Below are 18198 nucleotides of genomic sequence, written 5' to 3' on the forward strand. Positions count from 1 at the left end.
CCTAGGAGGCCTCGCCGGAACGTCAGGAAGCCGACTCCCAGGGATTCAGCAGGCGCACGCCGGTACGTTGGAAGTCCCTGACGTTCCGGGTGACAAGCACCAGGTCGCGCACGATGGCCGTCGATGCGATGAGGGCATCCATCTCCGGCAGCGGGTCCGGGATGTGCAGCCCGGCGGCCGTGATCGCCGTCGGCTCATCCACCGGAAGCAGGCGCCCCTCGAACATGGGCCGGACGTCCTGCTCAAGCCAGAGACGGAGCGGCCGTGCACCGCTGGAGTCGGTGCGCTCCTTTCTCCGGACACCCCGTTCGAGCTCCAACATGGTGATCACGCTGAGCGCCAGGTTCCCGATCTCCTGGCCTGCCAGCCAGGACATCAGCGCCGAGGACCGCTTCAGTCGGGCATCGCTGATGACGTTCGTGTCGAGGAGGAGCTTCACAGGTCGAGCTCGCGCGGCGTCTCCACGCGTCGTTCCGGCAGCTCCAACTCGATGTCTTCGGTACCCCGCGCCCACAGTCGGTCGCCGACGAGGTCGCCGCCGCCGGTCAGGCGGTCGAAGTCCTCCGCGGTCAGCAGGACGTGCGAACGCCGCCCATGGTCGGTGATCGTGACAGGCCCGTGCTCGGCGGCTCGCTTGGCCGCTGAAACGTCGCGGTTGAACTCGCGACTGGTGATTGTGGTGCCCACACCGCCCCCTATGTACCTACTGTAGGTATTTTAACAGGTTCCGGGGCCGAGAAGGCAGAGCTCTACAGCATCACGGCGAACATGATCGCCATGCCGGCGGCCATCATGGCCTGCCCGAGCACCCCGGCGTCGTCGGCACTGAGCTCGGGCGCCGCGCTGCGGTGCTGCCGCCGGCCGTCGAAGTAGCGGTACGCCAGGATCACCGCGGCGACGGCGAAGAACCCGGTCCAGAACCAGTTCACGCCGGTGATCCAGCCCGGGTCCGCCGCGGCTGCACCGGCCGGATCGGGCATCGCGCCCATGCCCAGGTGACCGGCCATCGCGTGCTCACCGGCCATCGCGTGCTCGCCGTGCTGTCCGCCACCGTGCTGTCCGCCGCCATGGTGTCCAGACCCGTGCTGCCCCGGCACCAGCGCGCCCATCACGGCGTACATCCAGGCCATCGCGGCCATCATCGCGGCGTGGTACCAGGCGATCGGCCCGCCGCACATCGCGCCGCTCCCGCAGGCTCCACGCAGCAGGAACCATCCGGTGGCGAGCAGGAAGAACACCATCCCCGCCGCGTTGGGCACCCCCAGCCCCCACGGCCAGGCCATCACCGCCATCGCCACCGCCATCACCACGTGCAGCAGTTCGCTGACCCGGCGCGGCCCGGACGCTCGCCCGGAGGCCAACGCGGTCACGAAAATGCCGGCGGCGACGACGAACAGCACCGTCACCACCCAGCGCAGCAGCGGATCGGCGATCATGCGGCGGGACCCCGGCGGGCGGCGGGCACGGTGTTGGTATCCACATCGCTATGGTCGACTACAGGAGGCGCACGGTTCCCCGCGGGTCGGAGATCTACGACGCCGCGTCGTAAAATCGGAGGCATGATGCGTCGCTCGTGGCCCTTGATCGGCGGATACACGGCCTCAGCGATTGCCCTCGCGGTCTACGCCCTGCTCACCGCCGAGCGCCGGTTTGCCGAGTCCCGGGTCGCCATACCCGGCCCGCTGACCACCATCGCCGGACCGGTCGGCTACTTCACCGCAGCCCTGGCCGGCGCCCTGACCATCGGCGCGCTGCTCTACGTGGTGATCACCGGCCGCCCCGATGACAACGGCACCATCGACGCGCCGGCGTTCCGGCTGCACCGCCTCGCCGAGATCAGCTCCGGGATCTGGCTGCTGGCCGCGGTGCTGATGGTGCCGGTGCAGGCCGCCAACGCCGTCGGCACCGACACCCTGACCGTGCTGAGCAGCGGCCGGCTCTCCGACGCGCTGGCGGTATCGGAAATGGCCCGCGCCTGGGTCGTGGTGGCGGTGTGTGCGGCGGTGCTCGCCGTGACGCTGCGACTGACGCTGCGCTGGGTTCCGCACGCGGTGCTGCTGATCCCGGCGGCCGTCGCGGTGGTCGCGCTGCCGGTCAGCGGAAACGCCGCCCAGGGCGCCGACCACGACTACGCCAGCAGCGCCGCGATCGTGTTCGCCACCATGGTGGCGGTCTCGGCCGGACTGCGGGTCGCGACCATGATCGGCCGTCCCGCGGCCGAACTCCACAAGCGCATCACCACGGTACTGCTGGTGGTCGGCGCGATCGCGCTGCTCTACGGCGCGATGCTGGCCGCGGTGCTGCTCGGCTCACCGGCCGATCTGACCCAGACCGGCTACGGCCGGCTGCTGACGCTGGCCGCGGTGCTGATGATCGGGGTCACCGTCAACGACGCGATCAACCGGTACCTGCTGCGGGACAAGCCGGCGTTCGGGCCGGGCTACCCGATCGGCACCGGGCTGGCCATGATCGCCGTGCTCGCCGCGGTGACCGCGATGGCGGTCCGCGCGGCACCGCGGCTGTTGAACTTCGACGCGACGATCTGGGACATCTTCCTGGGCTACGAACTGCCGGGCGCGCCCACCGCGCTGCGGCTTGCCACGGTGTGGCGCTTCGACACCTTCATCGGGGCGGCCGCCCTGGTCGCGGCCGGGCTCTACCTGGTCGGCTACCTGCGGTTGCGGCGCCGCGGCGACGCCTGGTCGATGGGCCGGCTGCTGTCCTGGCAGATCGGCTGCCTGCTGCTGGTCATCGGCACCGGCTCCGGGCTGCGGTCCTACGGGTCGGCGATGTTCAGCGTGCACATGGCCGAGCACATGCTGCTGAACATGTTCGTTCCGGTGCTGATGGTGCTCGGCGGTCCGGTGACCCTGGCGCTGCGGGCGCTGACCCCGGCCAGCCACGATCAGCCGCCGGGCCCGCGGGAATGGCTGCTCAAGCTGGTGCATTCCCGGGTGACCGGGTTCCTGGCGCACCCGGTGACGGCCTACATCCTGTTCGTCGCGTCGCTCTACGCGGTCTACTTCACCCCGATCTTCAACACGCTGGTCCGCTACCACTGGGGCCACGAGTTCATGAGCCTGCACTTCTTCCTCACCGGCTACCTGTTCTTCTGGGCGATCATCGGCATCGACCCCGGCCCGCGGCGACTGCCGTTCCTCGGCCGGCTGGCGCTGCTGTTCGCGGTGATGCCGTTCCACGCGTTCTTCGGCATCGCGCTGATGACGATGAAGGAAATCCTCGGCGGCCCGTTCTACGGGTACCTGGACCTGCCGTGGGTGCCGAACCTGGTCGACGATCAGCACCTGGGCGGCTCGATCGCCTGGGGCTCCTCGGAGCTGCCCATCGTCGTGGTGGTGATCGCGCTGGTGGCGCAGTGGGCGCGTTCGGATGAACGTCAAGCCCGCCGGGCCGACCGGCACGCCGATGCCGGCTACCCCGACGAGGGCGATGACCTCGACGCCTACAACGCGATGCTCGCCGAGTTGGCCAAGCACCGGCAGTAGCCGGTCAGCGGGTGCCGAACTTGCGCAACCGCAGGCTGTTGGACACCACGAAGAACGACGAGAACGCCATCGCCGCGCCGGCGATCAGCGGGTTGAGCAACCCGGCCGCCGCGATCGGGATGGCCGCCACGTTGTAGCCGAACGCCCAGGCCAGGTTCACCTTGATGGTGCGCATGGTGGCCCGGGCCAGATCCAGCGCCTGCGGCACCACGTCGAGGTTGTCCCGGACCAGGATGACGTCGGCCGCGCCGATCGCCACGTCGGTGCCCCGCCCGATCGCCAGTCCCAGGTCGGCCGACGCCAGCGCCGGGCCGTCGTTGATGCCGTCGCCGACCATGGCAACCACTCGGCCCTGCTCGCGGAGTTGCTCGATGACGTCGACCTTGCCCTCCGGCAGCACGTCGGCGATCGCCTCCTCGATGCCGACCTGCTCGGCGACCGCGCCGGCGGTGGCGGCGTTGTCCCCGGTCAGCAGCACCGTCCGCAGGCCGCGTTCGTGCAGCGCGGCGATCGCATTCGGCGCCGACTTCTTGACCGTGTCGGCGACCGCGATCGCGCCGCACACCTCGTCGTCGACGGACACATAGACCAGCGTCTCGCCGCGATGCTCGGCGCAGCGCCGGGCCGCCGACAGGCTCGCCGGCGCGTCGCCGCCCCGGGTCACCCAGGCCGGCCGGCCGACCTCGACGCGGCGCCCGTCGACCAGCCCGGACACCCCGCGGCCGGCGGTGGCGACGAATTCGGTCACCTCCGGCGGCTCGGCGTCGGCCAACGCGGTGGTGATCGCCACCGCGACGGCATGCTCGCTGGCGCTCTCCACCGCTGCGGCCACCGCCAGCACCTCGGAACGCTGCCAGCCCTCGGTGACGGTCACCTCGGTGACGGTGGGCCGCCCGATCGTCAGGGTGCCGGTCTTGTCGAACACCACGGTGTCCACCGCCCGGATCGCCTCCAGCGCCCGGTAGCCCTTCAGGAAGATGCCCAGCTGAGCGCCGCGCCCGGAGGCGACCATCATCGCCGTCGGGGTGGCCAGGCCCAGCGCGCACGGGCAGGCGATGACCAGCACCGCCAGCGCCGCGCCGAAGGCCTTGTCCGACCCGGCGCCGGCCAGCAGCCACCCGGTCAGGGTGGCCGCGGCGATCACGAACACCGCCGGGACGAACACCGCCGAGATCCGGTCGGCCAGCCGCTGGGCGTCGGCCTTCTGGGCCTGGGCCTCCTCGACCAGCCGGACCATCCCGGCGAATCGGGTGTCGGCGCCGACCGCGGCGGCCTCCACCACCAACCGGCCGTCGAGCACCACGGTCCCGCCGATCACCTGGTCGCCGGCGTCGGCGCGCACCGGGGTGGCCTCGCCGGTCATCGCGCTCATGTCGATGGCGGCCCCGCCGTCGACGACGAGGCCGTCGGCGGCGATGGTCTGGCCCGGCCGGACCACAAACTTCTGCTGTTCCTTGAGCTCGCCCGCGGGGATCACCAGCTCGCTGCCGTCGGGCATCAGCACCGCGGCGTTCTTGGCGCTCAGCGCGGCCAGCGCCCGCAGCGCGCTGCCGGCCTGGGACTTCGCCCGGGCCTCGAAATAGCGGCCGGCCAGCACAAACACCGTCACGCCCGCGGCCACCTCGAGGTAGATCGAGTCGCTGCCGGTCAGCGCCGCCCAGATCCCGTCGGGCCTGCTGGTGTCGGCGCCGGACGGCCCGAACATGGTGTACAGCGACCAGACCGTCGCCGAGGTGACCCCGACCGAGATCAGCGTCTCCATTGAGGCGGTGCGGTGCCGCGCGTTGCGCAGCGCGACCCGGTGGAACGGCCAGGCACCCCAGGTCACGATCGGCGCGGCCAGCGCAAGCAGCACCCACTGCCAGTGGTCGAACCGGCTGCTGGGCACCACCGCGAACATCACCGACAGGTCGGCCAGCGGAACGAACAGCACCGCGGCCACCGCCAGCCGGCGCATCAGCTCGCGGGCGGTGTCGGAGTCGGTGTCCCGGCCGGGTCCGGCGCCCTCGACGTGTGGGCTGGCCTCATAGCCCGCCTTGGTGACGACCTCGCACAGCGCGTCCTCGTCGAGGCTGCCGGGGGCGTCGATGGTGGCGACGCCGGTGGCGAAGTTCACCGACGCGTGCACCCCGGGCTGCCGGTTGAGTTTGGTCTCCACCCGCGCGGCGCACGCCGCGCAGGACATCCCGCCGACATCGAGGCGGACCCGGTGTGGCGCCGCATCCGGTTCGGCGATGACCTCGGCGGTCACTGGCACTCCTGACAAAAGGTGGTCGTTTTTTGCTGCTCGCCTCATTGGTCGGCCCGGTGTGGCCCCGGGTTCCCGGAACGCGGCGGTCGGTTAGCATCAGCGGGTGGATTTCTCCGGTGACACCGACCAAGTTACCTGGTGGGCGCTTGCCGCGGGCCGGGGCGACCCGGCCGCCCTTGAGCAGTTCATCAAGGCCACCCAGCGCGATGTGTGGCGTTCGGTCGCCTATCTGGGCGACCCCGGCACCGCCGACGACCTGACTCAGGAGACCTACCTGCGGGCCATCCGCTCGCTGCCCCGGTTCACCGGCCGGTCCTCGGCGAAGACCTGGCTGCTGTCCATCGCGCGCCGCGTCGTGGTCGATCAGATCCGGCACAATCAGGCCCGTCCGCGCGCCGCCTACAGCGTCGACGTGGACCGGATGCTCCAGCGCCACGGCCCGACCGCGCGGTTCGAGGAGTTCGTCGAGGTCGGGATGCTGCTCGACGGGCTGGACACCGACCGTCGGCACGCCCTGCTGCTGACCCAGGTGATGGGGCTCAGTTACGCCGAGGCCGCCGAGGTGTGCGGGTGCCCGGTGGGCACCATCCGCTCCCGGGTCGCCCGGGCCCGCGAGGACCTGCTGGCCGCGGCCTCCCGCGACGAGGCCACCGGTTAGCTCGGCCGCCGGCGAAAGCCGCTGATCGCCGCGTATTTGGCCAGGTTGTGCCGGGCGTCGACCAGGGCGTCGTGGTTGTCGTCGGGCAGCGCCGGCAGCGGCGGGCGGCCCGCCTCGTCCCAGAGCTGCTTGAGCTCCCGGGTGAACCGCGGGATTCCCGCCGGCAGGCCGGTCATCGGCCCCCACAGCTGGGCCAGCACGACGTGGTCGTAGGCGCCGACCCAGGCCCACAGTTCGACCGGTTCCGGGCCGTCGATGCCGAAGAAGCCCTCCAGGTCCTCCCGGATCTGCCGACGCGAGCGCCACAGTTTGGACGCCGGTGACGGCAGCTTGGGCAGCACGTTGGCCCGCACCCACGGCCCGGCGTCGGCCGGGTTGAATTCGGTGGACACCGCGTAGTACTCGCGGCCGTCCTCGGCGACCACGCCGATCGAGATCAGCTCGATGGTGCGGCCGTCGTCGATGAACTCGGTGTCGTAGAAGAAACGCACGGCTGCGACCCTACCGGCGGGCGCGGCGCGGCGGCGGCGTGGATCTCGCGGTCCAACTCGGCCTCCACGGCGCCGTCCTCGGGGAATCGCGGCATCCCGGCCAGCACGCTCTGCAACCACAGGTTGGTCTTGACCAGCGGACGGCGGATCCGTCGCTCACGTTCCAGCGCGCGACGCATCCGGGCCGGGTGGTCGGTGTAGTGCCAGCGGGCCCACGGTGCGTGCGGACGCGACAGCCGCAGCGCCGCGACCACCAGCAGCGGCGGAAAACCCATGCCCAGCAGGCCGGTCCACAGCTTGCCCTTGAGCAGGGCCACCACCGCCAGGGCCAGCGCCAGCACCGCCCAGCCGACCACCAGCAGCCGCGCGCCGACCGAGGCGTCCGCACGCCAGATGCTGAGATCGAAGAACGACAGCGGGTTGAAGCCCAGCACCAGCAGTCCCGCAACGGCGATCGCGACGAACACCGCGTCGACCGAGGTCCGGCCGTCCTCGGCCCAGTAGACGTCCTCCAGGTGCAGGATCAGCGCGAACTCATCGAGCACCAGCGCCGCGCCGATCCCGAAGAGCACCGCCGCGACGGTGAATCCCGCCGCCGGGCCGCCGCCGGACATGGTGACCATGGCGACCCCGGACACCAGCACCAGGATCACCCCGAACACGACGTGGTGCAGGTGGAAGCCGCCGATGGACAGGTTGTGCGGCCGCCACCGGCGCGCCGGGCCGGGCCGGTCGGTCCCGGCCTGCGCGCGGATGTAACGGACGACGCCGCGGGTGACAAAGAAGGTGAGGATGAACGCGATCAGGCACAGCAGCAGCGGCAGCCGGTCGGGCGCGATGAGTTCGACGTGCCAGGACCAGGCCCCGTCGATCTCGCCCGCCGCCACCGTCACGTGCCGAACTTACGCCAGTGCGACCTGCGGCGCGGACCACCGCACGGATACCCTTGGAGGAACATGATGACTCGGCTGCCCGACACGGGTGCGAATGTGACTTCCCGGCGGCGCGGCCCGCGGTGGGTGTGGCAAGCGGCGATCCTGATCGCGTTCGGCGCGGTCTCCTGGTGGCTGTTCACCCACACCAACTACCGGATCGACATCGACGTGTACCGGATGGGCGGACGGGCCTGGCTCGACGGCAAGGAGCTCTACGCCGCCGGTTCGTCGTTCCACACCCAGGCCGGCATCGACCTGCCGTTCACCTATCCCCCGCTGGCCGCGATCGTGTTCGCGCCGTTCGCCTGGCTGGGGTTGCCCGCGGCCAGCGCGCTGATCACCGGTATCACGCTGGTGCTGCTGGTGGTCTCGACGCAGATCGTGCTGGCCCGCCTGGGTGTGCCGGCCGGCGGCACCGCCGCCCGGTGGTGGCTGGCCGCGGCGATCACCGCGCCCGCCGCACTGCTGCTCGAACCCCTGCACGCCAACTTCGACTTCGGCCAGATCAACGTGGTGCTGATGACGCTGGTCATCGCCGACTGCGTGCCCCGGCGCACCCCGTGGCCGCGGGGGCTGCTGATCGGTCTTGCCATCGCCGTGAAACTGACCCCGGCGGTGTTCCTGCTCTACTTCCTGCTGCACCGCGATTTCCGGGCGGCCCGCACCGCCCTGCTGTCCTTCCTGGCCGCCACCGCGCTCGGGTTCGCCCTGGCCTGGCGGGATTCGGTGCAGTACTGGACCACCACGATCCACGACACCGACCGGATCGGCACCGCGACGCTGAACACCAACCAGAACATCTCCGCGGCGCTGGCCCGGCTGGGCCTGGCCGAGGGGCCGCGATTCCTGCTGTGGGCGGTGCTGTGCGTGCTGGTGCTGGCCGTCACGGTGTGGGCGGGCCGGTACACCGAGCGGGCCGGCGAATCGCTGCTGACGCTGATCGCCGTGGCGATGTTCGGTCTGGTGGTCTCGCCGGTGTCCTGGTCGCATCACTGGGTGTGGGTGTTGCCGACGCTGCTGACCCTCGCGGTGCTGGCCCGCCGCTGGCGCAGCGCCGGGTTGGCCGTGCTGACCGCCGCCGGACTGCTGCTGTTGACCAGCTACCCGCTGCTGCTGATGCCCGAGCACCGGGAGGCCGAGGCGGCGTGGTGGCGCCAGCTGATCGGCACGTCGTATCTGTGGTGGGCGCTGGCGGTCATCGTGGTGATCGGCGTGGTGTGCCGAACTCGGGCCCGGATCAGCCCGCCGCCGACTCCGGCAGGCGGGACCCCGACGGGGCCGGCCGCGCCGGCGCTGCGACCTCTTTGAGCGTGGCCGCGTAGATGTCGACGTACTCCTGACCGGACAGTTCCATCAGCGAGTACATCACCTCGTCGATGACGGCGCGCTCGATGAACCGGTTGCCGGCCATCCCCTCGAACCGGGAGAAGTCCATCGGCTTGCCGAACCGCACCTCGACCTTGCCGAACCGCAGGCTCTTGGCGCCGGGCGGGTTGACCACGTCGGTGCCGACCATCGCGACCGGGATGACCGGGACGCCGGTCTCCAGGGCCAGCCTCGCCAGGCCGGTCTTGCCCTTGTACAGCCGACCGTCCGGGCTGCGGGTGCCCTCCGGGTACATGCCGAGCAGCTTGCCCTGGCTCAGGATGCGCTCGGCGGTCGCCAGCGCGGCCTGCGCGGCGTCGGCGTCGGCGCGGTCGATCGGTACCTGCCCGGCGACGGTGTAAAACCAGGCCAGCAACCGGCCCTTGACGCCGGTGCCGGTGAAGTACTCCTGCTTGGCCAGGAAGGTGATCCGGCGCCGCACCATCAGCGGCAGGTAGAAGCTGTCCATCACGGCCAGGTGATTGCTGGCCAGGATTGCCGGTCCGTCAACCGGCAGATGCTCCATGCCGCGTGTTTGCGGGCGGCCGATGACGTACAGCAGCGGTCCCAGGAAGATGTACTTGAACAGCCAGTACCACATGCAGCCTCCCAGATTCTTCGGGCCAACTTTACCCACCGGGTACCAAGGCCGCGCACCGAAGCCGACCGCCGCCGGGCTCCGTCCCCGCCGGGCTCAGTCCTCGACGGGCTCAGTCCTCGACGGTGACCGGGATCGTCTGATACCGGCCGTTGGTGTTAGTCGTGTTGGTTGTCTCGGTGTTCGTTTTGCTGTCGTGTTCGGCCTCGGGCACCGGACCGCTCGGGTGTTCCGGGGCCGGCGGGGCCGGCGGTTCAGCAGCGCCGGCCTGATCCGGTGTCCCGACCATCATCCGGACGACGGCCAGCAGCGCGACGCTGTGCTCGGCGACGACGCTCAGCAGCGGATGTTGCTCGCCGTTGATCAGCGCGGCCAGCGCGCAAACCGGGCACCACACCTGCCGGCAGGCCCCCGGCTGCTCGCTGACCGCCCGGGCGGCGGCCGCCCGCACCGCCGGATCGATGCGGTCGAGGATGAGCTGCGCGAGTTGGCGCAGCTCCGGACCGATATCGCCGTGTGTACCGGTCATGCGGGCCACACCTCCGGATTCGGTCGAAATCGCACGGTCAGTTCGGTGCCCCGCAGGGCGGCGTCGACGACGATGCAGCGCCGCAGCACCGATGCCAACCGGACGCGGCGTCGCATTCCGCCCACACCGATCACCAGATCGTCATCAACTCGGCCCAGGGTCAGCGAGCCGGAGTCCACCTGCGGCAACTCTAGTCGCATCCGGTAGACGGCGGTCAGCCCCGACCCCGATTCCCGGTCCACCACCGGCCGCAGCGGCCCCGGAGGCGCGGCGCCACCGCGGTGCCGGACGTTGTCGAGCAGCCGGGCCAGCGCACGCGGCCCGATCGGCTCCCCCGGCTGGTGCGGTGCCAGCACCAACTCGATGTCGCCGATGGAGGCGGCGAGTTCGTCGAGCACCCGGCACTGTTCGGCGATCCGCGCGCTGTACCAGTCGAAGGCCGGGTGATCGGGCAGGTTGGTGTAGGCGTAGGACTCGTCCTGCAGCAGCACCTGGTTCACGATCAGCTGCGCGATCCGCACGCCCATCAGCGACAACGCGCTCAGGGTGCGTGTCGCCTCTGCCGCGACCACCTTCTCCGGGGTGAGCACCAGGTGCGCGGCGACCCGGTCACCGGCGGCCAGCAACTCGGCGAGCCGGTCCATCCCGGCGGTCATCCGCTCCAGCAGGTCGACCAGCCGGGCCGTCGGGCCGTCGGTGTCGGTGCTGAGCCGACGGTGCCGGGGCCAGGCCCGCTCCAGGTACAGGCCGAAGGTCGCAGGCAGGGTCAGCATCCGCAGCGCGTCGGCGGTGGAGGCGCAGTCGACGATGACGTGGTCCCAGGCCCCGGAGGCGGCGAGGTCGCCGACGGTGTGCAGGCCGAGCACCTCCTGGACGCCCGGTAGCGCGGACAACTCCTGGGGCGCCAGGTCGCCCAGCTCCGAGTCGGGAAACCGCGGGCCGACGGCGCCGGCCACCTCGACCCAGCCCTGTTCCAGCAGCGCCAGGGTGTCCAGCGCCAGCGCGTCGAGCAGGCCGCCGGGCGTCCCGGCCGGCGACGACGGGTCGGTGAACACCCGCACCGGATCGGGCAGCCCGGTCGGGGGCACCGAAACGCCGAGCACCTCGCCGAGCGAATGCGCCTGGTCGGTGGACACGATCAGCACCCGCTCGCCGCCGCTCGCGTCGCGCACGGCCGTCGCGCAGGCCAGCGTCGACTTACCGACGCCCCCCTTGCCGAGGAACAGGCTGATCCGGGCGGGCGCCGGCGGCGGCGAACTCAGCCCTCGGCCCGCTTCTTCAGGTCCTTGAGCGCGGTGTCGGTCAGCCGCCGCTCGGCCTTGCGCTTGAGCAGGCCGATCATCGGGATCATCAGGTCGACCGACAGCTCGTAGGTCACCTCGGTGCCGCTGCCCTTGGGGGCCAGCTTGTAGGCCCCGTCCAGCGCCTTGAGCAGCGAGCTGGACACCAGCGACCAGCGCACCGAGGCGCGGTCGGCGGGCCACTCGTAGGCCAGCACCATGGTGTCCTTGAGCACCGCGGCGTCGAGCACCAGCCGCGCGGTCTTCGGGTTTCCGGCCTCGTCGACCTGGAGAACCTCGGTCTCCTTGTACTCCTTGACCCAGTCCGGGTAGGAGGCGATGTCGGCGATGACGTCCATCACCGCGCTCGGCTCCGCCTCGATGTAAATGGTCTGTGCCGTCTTGTCCGCCACGTTCGCGCTACCTGCCTGTTTCTGCCCGGCACTGCGCCGGTTTCCCGGCAGAAACGCTACCCGCCCGGCGGCCGCGGCGTCCGCGGCCCACCCCGATCGCGGTCAGACCCCCGGTGCGCAGCCGACCGGCCGGCCGGCCTCCAGCTCCGCTTTGACCTCGAAGGACATCTTCTTGCCCGCCACCCGGCGCCGATGGTTGAGCGCCGCGAGATCCAGGTTCGCGACATCGGTGCTGCCCGTGGGTTCGGCGTGCAGGTAGTAGTGCAGGATCACCCCGTCCAGCATCGGTTCCAGCCAGATCTCCATGGTCCCGGTCAGCGACCCGGCGACCTGCCAGCGCACTCCGGCCGGGCCGCGTTCCTCGATCACCGCCAGCCTCAGGTCCGGCCACCACCGCCGCCAGCGCGCCGGATCGCCGACCACCGCTCCGACAAGCGCACCGTCTGCCGCCACAAACGTTTCGTCGGCCACCTGGATGCTGTTCACCGCCCTAGCTTCACACATCGGCTCCGGCCCTCCACCAATGGGTGAAGCCGCTCACATCCGCCCGGCCGAGGTGTCTAAGCTGTGCGTGAACCACAACATCGGAAGAGGTCCATCCCGTGCGCGAATTCAACGCTCCCGCATCCTTCGTCGTCGACGAAAAGGACAACGCGGTATCGGCGGTGTTCGAACACGAAAAGAACGACCCGCACTACCCGATTTTCCAGCGCCTGGTCGACGGGGTATGGACCAACGTGACCTGCGCGCAGGCCGCCGCCCAGATCCGGGGCGCCGCCCAGGGCCTGATCGCCCGCGGCGTTCAGCCCGGGGACCGGGTCGCGATCCTGTCCGCGACCCGCTACGAGTGGGCCATCCTCGATTACGCGGTGCTGTCGGTCGGCGCGCTGACCGTGCCGATCTACGAGACCTCCTCGCAGGACCAGATCCGTTGGGTGCTGCAGGACTCCGGTGCGGTGCTGCTGATCGCCGAGACCCCCGAACATGTTGCGATCGCCGCCGAGCTGCGCGCCGACCTGCCGGATCTGCGCGACGTGCTGACCCTGGAGGTCGCGCCGGGCGGCGACGCGCTGGCCGTGCTGACCGCCGACGGCGCCGACGTCGATCCGGCCGAGGTTGATCGCCGGGTCGCCGCGCTGCGCGCGTCGGATCCGGCGACGATGATCTACACCTCGGGAACCACCGGCCGGCCCAAGGGCTGCCAGCTCACCCACTCCAACCTGATCTACGAGCTGCGCGGCGCCAAGGACGCGCTGCCGGACCTGCTGAGCCGCAATCAGCGACTGCTGGTGTTCCTGCCGCTGGCCCATGTGCTGGCCCGCGCGCTGGCCATCTCCGCCTTCCACAACCTGGTCACCGTCGGGTTCACCAGCGACATCAAGAACCTGGTACCGATGTTCTCGGTGTTCAAGCCGACCGTCGTGGTGTCGGTGCCGCGAGTGTTCGAGAAGGTGTACAACACCGCCGAGCAGAACGCCTTCAACGACGGCAAGGGCAAGATCTTCCGGATCGCCGCCGACACCGCGATCGCCTGGAGCGAAGCGCAGGACACCCCCGGCGGCCCGAGCCTGCTGCTGCGCGCCAAGCACGCGGTGTTCGACAAGTTGGTCTACCACAAGCTGCGGGCGGCCCTCGGCGGCGACTGCGGGGCCTCGGTGTCCGGTGGCGCGCCGCTGGGCGCGCGGTTGTGCCACTTCTACCGCGGCGTCGGACTGACCATCTATGAGGGCTACGGGCTGACCGAGACCTGCGCGGCCATCACCGTCAACCGGATCGGTGACATGCGGGTCGGCACCGTCGGAAAACTGTTGGGCGGCAACAGCATGCGCATTGCCGACGACGGCGAGGTGCTGGTCCGCGGCGGCGTGGTCTTCCACGGCTACTGGCAGAACGAGAAGGCCACCGCCGACGCGGTGCACGACGGCTGGTTCTACACCGGCGATCTCGGCTCGGTCGACGAGGACGGCTTCCTGACCATCACCGGCCGCAAGAAGGAAATCATCGTCACCGCCGGCGGCAAGAATGTCGCACCGGCGATCCTGGAGGATCAGCTGCGCGCACATCCGCTGATCAGCCAGGCGATGGCCGTCGGCGATGCGCAGCCGTTCATCGCCGCGCTGATCACCATCGACCCGGAGGCGTGGGGCCCGTGGAAGGCGCACCACGGCAAGCCGGCCGAGGCAACGGTCGCCGAGCTGTCCACCGACCCCGATCTGACCGCCGAGATCGACCGGGCCATCGAGCACGCCAACCAGGCGGTGTCGCACGCGGAATCGATCCGCAAGTTCGTGATCCTGCCGGTGGACTTCACCATCGAGACCGGTGAGCTGACGCCCACCCTCAAGGTCAAGCGCAACGTGGTGGCCGAGAAGTTCGCCGACGACATCGCCGGGCTCTACGGCGGCCGCGGCTAGCCGGTCAGCAGTACTAGCCGGTGCTCATACGGCCAGGCCCGCTGCGCAAACCCTCCGTACCTCCGGGTTTGCTTGCGACCTAGCCGGTCAGCAGCCCGGCGAGCCGGTCGGTCCACAGGTCCCAACGCCACTGCCGGCACACCCACTCCCGGCCGGCGGCGCCCATCGCGGCGGCCCGGGTCGGATCGGCCAGCAGGTCAGCGACCGCCACGGTGATCTGCTCCAGGTCCCGGCCGTCGACGACGGTTCCGGTCTCGCCGTCGAGCACGGTTTCCGGCGCGCCACCGGAATCGCCTGCGACGACGGGGATTCCGGACGCCGACGCCTCCAGAAAGACGATGCCCAGGCCCTCCACGTCCAGGCCCGCGCCGCGAGTGCGACACGGCATGGCAAAGACGTCACCCATCGCGTAGTGCGCCGGCAGCTCGTGCCCGGGCACCCCGGCGGTGAACACCACGTGCTCGGCCACGCCGTGCGCGGCGGCCAGGGCGTGCAGGTGTTCGGCGTAGGGGCCTCCGCCGACGATCACCAGGGCCGCACCCTCGACCCGGCGGCGGATCTCCGGCAGCGCCCGGATCAGCATGTCCTGGCCCTTGCGCGGCACCAGTCGGGAGACGCACACCACGGTGGGCCGACCGCCCAGCCGGTAGCGGTGGCGCAGTTCGGCGCGGGCGACCTGGTCGGGGGTGAACCGGTCGGTGTCGACGCCCGGCGGCAGGTGTTCCAGGGCCGCGTCGGGCCCGAACGCCGAGGCGAATCGTCCGCGGGTGTAGCGGCTGACGAAGGTCACCGCGTCGGTGCCCTCGCCGATCCGGCGCAGCGCCGAGCGCGCCACCGGCAGCATCGACCAGCCGACCTCGTGGCCGTGGGTGCTGGCGATGACCCGTCGGGCACCGGCGCCGCGAGCCCGCCCGGCCAGCAGCGCTAGCGGCGCGGCCGCCCCGAACCAGACCGTCTCGATGTCCCGTTCGGCGATCAGCGACCGCATCCGGGCGTCGACCGTCGGCTCCGGCAGCATCAGCGTGGTGGGGTGCCGAACCACGTCGTAGCCGCCAGTGCGCGCCGCCGCGTCGTAGTCGGCGCTGCCCTTCCATTTGGGGGCGTACACCGTGAGCCGGTGTTCGCCTTCGGCGGCCAGTCGGGTGACGAATTGCTCCAGGTAGGACTGGATGCCCCCGGGCCGGGGTGGGAAGTCATTGGTAACCAGCAGAACCCGCGTCATCGGAGGACAGGCTAGTCCAGCCGCGGATCAGGCCGTCGCACGCCACTGCGCGAACAGCTCCGCGGGGTCGACCCCCAGCGTCCGGCGCAGCGCGGTGTCGGGGTCGGGATGGCCCGGTCCGGCGCCGGCCGCGTACAGGGCCCGCAGCCGGTCGGGGCCGTAGCGCTCGGCGATGAACCGGGCCAGCAGCCAGGCCCGGTCGTAGCCGGCCGACAGCGCGGCTCCGGTGCCGGTGAAGTCGGCGTCGTCGGGCAGCCGGTCCGGTACCGCCGGGTGCCGGGGGGCGGGCCGGGCGACGTAGTCGGCGACGCCCTCCTGCAGCCAGCGCGGGGCGTCCAGGGCGGTGTGCGCGCGGGTGGCGTAGTGGAACAGCTCGTGGGTCAGCACGGTCTGCAACGCGTCGTCGCCGATGCCCGCCGCGCCGGGGGCGATGACGATGGCCTGGCCGGCGGCGATGCCGCGGGCGGGGTCGACCCAGCCGGCGACCGCGGCGGCCGCCATCGGCTCGCTCAGCCCGGTGCGGGCGGTGAACTCCCGGTCGCTGTCGACGGTCTCGATGACGATCTCGGTCGGCCAGTCGGTGCCCCAGAAGCCGTCGACGGCGGTGATCGCGGCGCCGATGTGCGCGGTCACCCGCTGCCGGATCGGGCCGGGGGCACCGCCGACGATGATGCGGCGGCCCTCGATGGTCGGCGGGACCGGTTCCGGCGCGGCTGCGCCGGCGGGGGCGGGCGGCGCGGCGCGGGGCGCCGGGTCCGGCGGCGCCGCGCCGAGCTGGGTCAGCGCGGCCAGCCCGGTGGCGACGAGCACGGCGGCCAGCACCGGCCGGGCCCACCCGGGGCGGGCGGGCGCGGCGGCGGGCTCAGTACCGGCGGGCGTTGTAGAACGGGCCGGCGGCATCGAGCGGCACGACGCGGACGGGCACACCGTAGGTCGAGGCGTGCACCACCATGCCGTCACCGATGTAGATGCTGGTGTGCGAGGCGTCGGAGTAGTGGTTCACCACGTCGCCGGGCTGCAGCTGATCCCGGGACACCGCCTGGCCGCCGGCGGCCAGCGCGTAGCTGGAGTGCGGCAGGCCGATGCCGGCCTGCTGGTAGGCCCACATCACCAGGCCGGAGCAGTCGAACGCGCCGGGGCCCGAACCGCCCCAGCTGTACGGCGAGCCGATCCGGCTCAGCGCGGCCTGCACCACCGTCGAACCGACCGGGTTGCCGCCGGGCATCGGGGCCACGTCACCGGGCGGCAGATCCCCGGGGGCGCCCGGGCCGGGGTCGGCGGGCGGCTGCGCCTCGGGCGGCAGGCCGGGAGCCGGCGGGGCGGCAAGAATGTCGGGGCCGGGCGGGGCCGGCGGCGCGGGCACCGGTCCGGGATCGGCGAGCGCGACGCGCTGCTGCGGGGTCAGCAGGTTGTACTGCGAGCGGACCACCGCGATCTTGAGCTGCAGGTCGCTCTGCTTGGCCATCAGCCCGGCCCGCACGGTGGCGGCCTGCTCGGCGGCGGTCTTGGCGTCGGCGGCGGACTTGGCCGAGGCGGCCTCGGCCTTGGTGGTCTCTTCGCGCGCGGCGCGGAAGTCCGTCATGGTCTGGGTCATGTAGGTGCCGATGGCGTGCTGGACGCTCAGCCGATCGATCAGGTTCTGCGGTGAGGTCGCAACCAGCACGGCGTTCATGTCGTCGGTGCGACCGCCCATATAGCTGGCGACAGCGAAGTCGTCGACGCTGGTCTGGTAGTTCCCGAGCCGGGTGCGCGCGCTCTCCAGCGCGGCCTGATCACCGACATGCTGCTGCTCGGCGGCGGTCTGCTCGGCAAGCTTGGTGGTGAGGTCGATCTGGGCGGCGTTGACGGCCTCACTGACCTGCTCGGCCTGCCGGGACAGCTCGTTGAGTTTCGCCAGCGCGTCCTGTGCCGGGTCGGCGTAGCCGACCGTGATCAACGAGGCGGAAAGTACGCCGACGCCGACGAATACACCGACCGCCGGTCGTTTGAGCACGCGTTTGACCAGGTCAGAGCTAACAAGCCTCAAGAGTGTGTGTCCTTATACTGCCTTCGGCACGACGCTGACGCGTCACCACCGAGCCGCCTTAGGTCTCAAATAGGTTACGAAACGGTATCGGCGTTGTCCATCCCGCAGCTCCAATCTAACCCACGGTGACCTGGCCTGCCAGCCGACGCGAACACCCCCAGCACTCTCTCAGGCAGCGCCGGAGCGGCCACCGGGATGGATCGGTACCAGCCGCAGCCGTGGTGCCATGCCCGCCTCGGCGAGCACCTCCAGTGCCGCCCGCTCATCGGCCAGCAAACTTTCCGGCGTGCCGAGCAGCACACTGACCACGCACTCGCGGCAGCCCGGGCCGCGCACCGCACAGTCATCGCAGTCGATCAGCATCGGCTCGTCGTCGCCGGCGCGGTCCTGCTCGCGCGGGGGTTCGGGGGGTCGGATCTGCTCGGGGGGTCGGATCTGCTCGGGGGGTCGGATCTGCTCGGGGCGTCGGGTCTGCTCGGGGCGTCGGATCTGCTCGGGGCGTCGGATCTG

The 18198-nt window shown here is 71.2% G+C and carries 19 protein-coding genes; 4 read left to right on the forward strand and 15 right to left on the reverse strand.

The genetic code is table 11. The features are described 5' to 3' along the window. Positions 1-22: 22 nt before the first annotated feature. The 3 genes from G6N10_RS06165 to G6N10_RS06175 all read right to left on the reverse strand — a co-directional run bounded on the left by G6N10_RS06165 (position 23) and on the right by G6N10_RS06175 (position 1436). The gene (locus tag G6N10_RS06165; protein WP_085099241.1) at positions 23-439 is read right to left on the reverse strand and encodes a type II toxin-antitoxin system VapC family toxin; all 417 of its coding nucleotides are present in this window, start codon (positions 437-439) and stop codon (positions 23-25) included. Beyond that, a complete protein-coding gene (locus G6N10_RS06170; protein WP_085099238.1) occupies positions 436-687 on the reverse strand; it encodes a type II toxin-antitoxin system prevent-host-death family antitoxin in 252 nt (83 codons plus the stop codon). The genes G6N10_RS06165 and G6N10_RS06170 overlap by 4 nt, the downstream gene beginning before the upstream one ends. Positions 688-749: 62 nt before the next feature. After that, entirely contained in the window at positions 750-1436 is a 687-nt protein-coding gene (locus G6N10_RS06175) for a DUF5134 domain-containing protein (RefSeq protein WP_085099235.1), read from the reverse strand. 123 nt (positions 1437-1559) lie between these two features. Here G6N10_RS06175 and G6N10_RS06180 point away from each other — a divergent pair, with 123 nt between their 5' ends. Then, positions 1560-3506, forward strand: a complete 1947-nt coding sequence (locus G6N10_RS06180; protein WP_109750596.1) for a cytochrome c oxidase assembly protein — start codon at positions 1560-1562, stop codon at positions 3504-3506. Positions 3507-3510: 4 nt separating this feature from the next. Here the strand turns inward: G6N10_RS06180 and G6N10_RS06185 are convergent, their stop codons facing one another. Continuing rightward, positions 3511-5757 carry a heavy metal translocating P-type ATPase gene (locus G6N10_RS06185; protein ID WP_085099232.1) on the reverse strand — a complete coding sequence of 749 codons (2247 nt, stop codon included), beginning with the start codon at positions 5755-5757 and terminating at the stop codon, positions 3511-3513. 103 nt (positions 5758-5860) lie between these two features. On the opposite strand from G6N10_RS06185, the gene sigC reads away from it, so the two are divergent. Next, the gene (sigC, locus tag G6N10_RS06190; protein ID WP_085099229.1) at positions 5861-6415 is read left to right on the forward strand and encodes an RNA polymerase sigma factor SigC; all 555 of its coding nucleotides are present in this window, start codon (positions 5861-5863) and stop codon (positions 6413-6415) included. Here sigC and G6N10_RS06195 read toward each other — a convergent pair. Together G6N10_RS06195 and G6N10_RS06200 are read right to left on the reverse strand one after the other, a co-directional pair. After that, positions 6412-6906: a polyadenylate-specific 3'-exoribonuclease AS gene (locus tag G6N10_RS06195; protein WP_085099226.1), complete on the reverse strand. Its 495-nt coding sequence runs from the start codon at positions 6904-6906 to the stop codon at positions 6412-6414. The genes sigC and G6N10_RS06195 overlap by 4 nt on opposite strands. After that, entirely contained in the window at positions 6852-7793 is a 942-nt protein-coding gene (locus G6N10_RS06200) for a hypothetical protein (RefSeq protein ID WP_085099504.1), read from the reverse strand. Before G6N10_RS06200 ends, G6N10_RS06195 begins: the two co-directional genes overlap by 55 nt. A 72-nt stretch (positions 7794-7865) precedes the next feature. On the opposite strand from G6N10_RS06200, the gene G6N10_RS06205 reads away from it, so the two are divergent. Next, on the forward strand, positions 7866-9149 hold the full coding sequence (locus G6N10_RS06205) for a glycosyltransferase 87 family protein (RefSeq protein WP_085099499.1): 1284 nt from the start codon (positions 7866-7868) through the stop codon (positions 9147-9149). On the opposite strand, the gene G6N10_RS06210 is transcribed toward G6N10_RS06205, so the two are convergent. The 5 genes from G6N10_RS06210 to G6N10_RS06230 all read right to left on the reverse strand — a co-directional run bounded on the left by G6N10_RS06210 (position 9079) and on the right by G6N10_RS06230 (position 12512). After that, positions 9079-9807 carry a lysophospholipid acyltransferase family protein gene (locus G6N10_RS06210; RefSeq protein WP_085099223.1) on the reverse strand — a complete coding sequence of 243 codons (729 nt, stop codon included), beginning with the start codon at positions 9805-9807 and terminating at the stop codon, positions 9079-9081. The genes G6N10_RS06205 and G6N10_RS06210 overlap by 71 nt on opposite strands. 109 nt (positions 9808-9916) lie before the next feature. Next, positions 9917-10333 carry a hypothetical protein gene (locus tag G6N10_RS06215; protein WP_085099496.1) on the reverse strand — a complete coding sequence of 139 codons (417 nt, stop codon included), beginning with the start codon at positions 10331-10333 and terminating at the stop codon, positions 9917-9919. Next, entirely contained in the window at positions 10330-11595 is a 1266-nt protein-coding gene (locus tag G6N10_RS06220; RefSeq protein ID WP_085099493.1) for an ArsA family ATPase, read from the reverse strand. Before G6N10_RS06220 ends, G6N10_RS06215 begins: the two co-directional genes overlap by 4 nt. Then, complete coding sequence (locus G6N10_RS06225; protein WP_085099220.1) at positions 11592-12026, reverse strand: SRPBCC family protein; 435 nt, start codon at positions 12024-12026, stop codon at positions 11592-11594. Before G6N10_RS06225 ends, G6N10_RS06220 begins: the two co-directional genes overlap by 4 nt. A 102-nt stretch (positions 12027-12128) precedes the next feature. Further along, the gene (locus G6N10_RS06230) at positions 12129-12512 is read right to left on the reverse strand and encodes a polyketide cyclase / dehydrase and lipid transport (RefSeq protein WP_085099217.1); all 384 of its coding nucleotides are present in this window, start codon (positions 12510-12512) and stop codon (positions 12129-12131) included. Positions 12513-12628: 116 nt separating this feature from the next. Between G6N10_RS06230 and G6N10_RS06235 the strand changes: the two genes are divergently transcribed. Then, a complete protein-coding gene (locus tag G6N10_RS06235; RefSeq protein ID WP_085099214.1) occupies positions 12629-14440 on the forward strand; it encodes an AMP-dependent synthetase/ligase in 1812 nt (603 codons plus the stop codon). Positions 14441-14519: 79 nt separating this feature from the next. Here the strand turns inward: G6N10_RS06235 and G6N10_RS06240 are convergent, their stop codons facing one another. The 4 genes from G6N10_RS06240 to G6N10_RS06255 form a co-directional block, all read right to left on the reverse strand. After that, positions 14520-15662, reverse strand: coding sequence for a glycosyltransferase family 4 protein (locus G6N10_RS06240; RefSeq protein WP_085099211.1), 1143 nt, complete (start codon positions 15660-15662; stop codon positions 14520-14522). 27 nt (positions 15663-15689) lie between these two features. After that, on the reverse strand, positions 15690-16484 hold the full coding sequence (locus G6N10_RS06245) for a hypothetical protein (protein ID WP_234810641.1): 795 nt from the start codon (positions 16482-16484) through the stop codon (positions 15690-15692). 40 nt (positions 16485-16524) lie between these two features. After that, on the reverse strand, positions 16525-17688 hold the full coding sequence (ripC, locus tag G6N10_RS06250; protein ID WP_085099206.1) for a peptidoglycan hydrolase RipC: 1164 nt from the start codon (positions 17686-17688) through the stop codon (positions 16525-16527). 168 nt (positions 17689-17856) lie between these two features. Continuing rightward, entirely contained in the window at positions 17857-18051 is a 195-nt protein-coding gene (locus tag G6N10_RS06255) for a hypothetical protein (protein WP_109750594.1), read from the reverse strand. Between the last annotated feature and the right edge of the window lie 147 nt (positions 18052-18198).

The sequence above is a fragment of the Mycolicibacterium fallax genome (assembly GCF_010726955.1).
Lineage (GTDB): Bacteria > Actinomycetota > Actinomycetes > Mycobacteriales > Mycobacteriaceae > Mycobacterium > Mycobacterium fallax.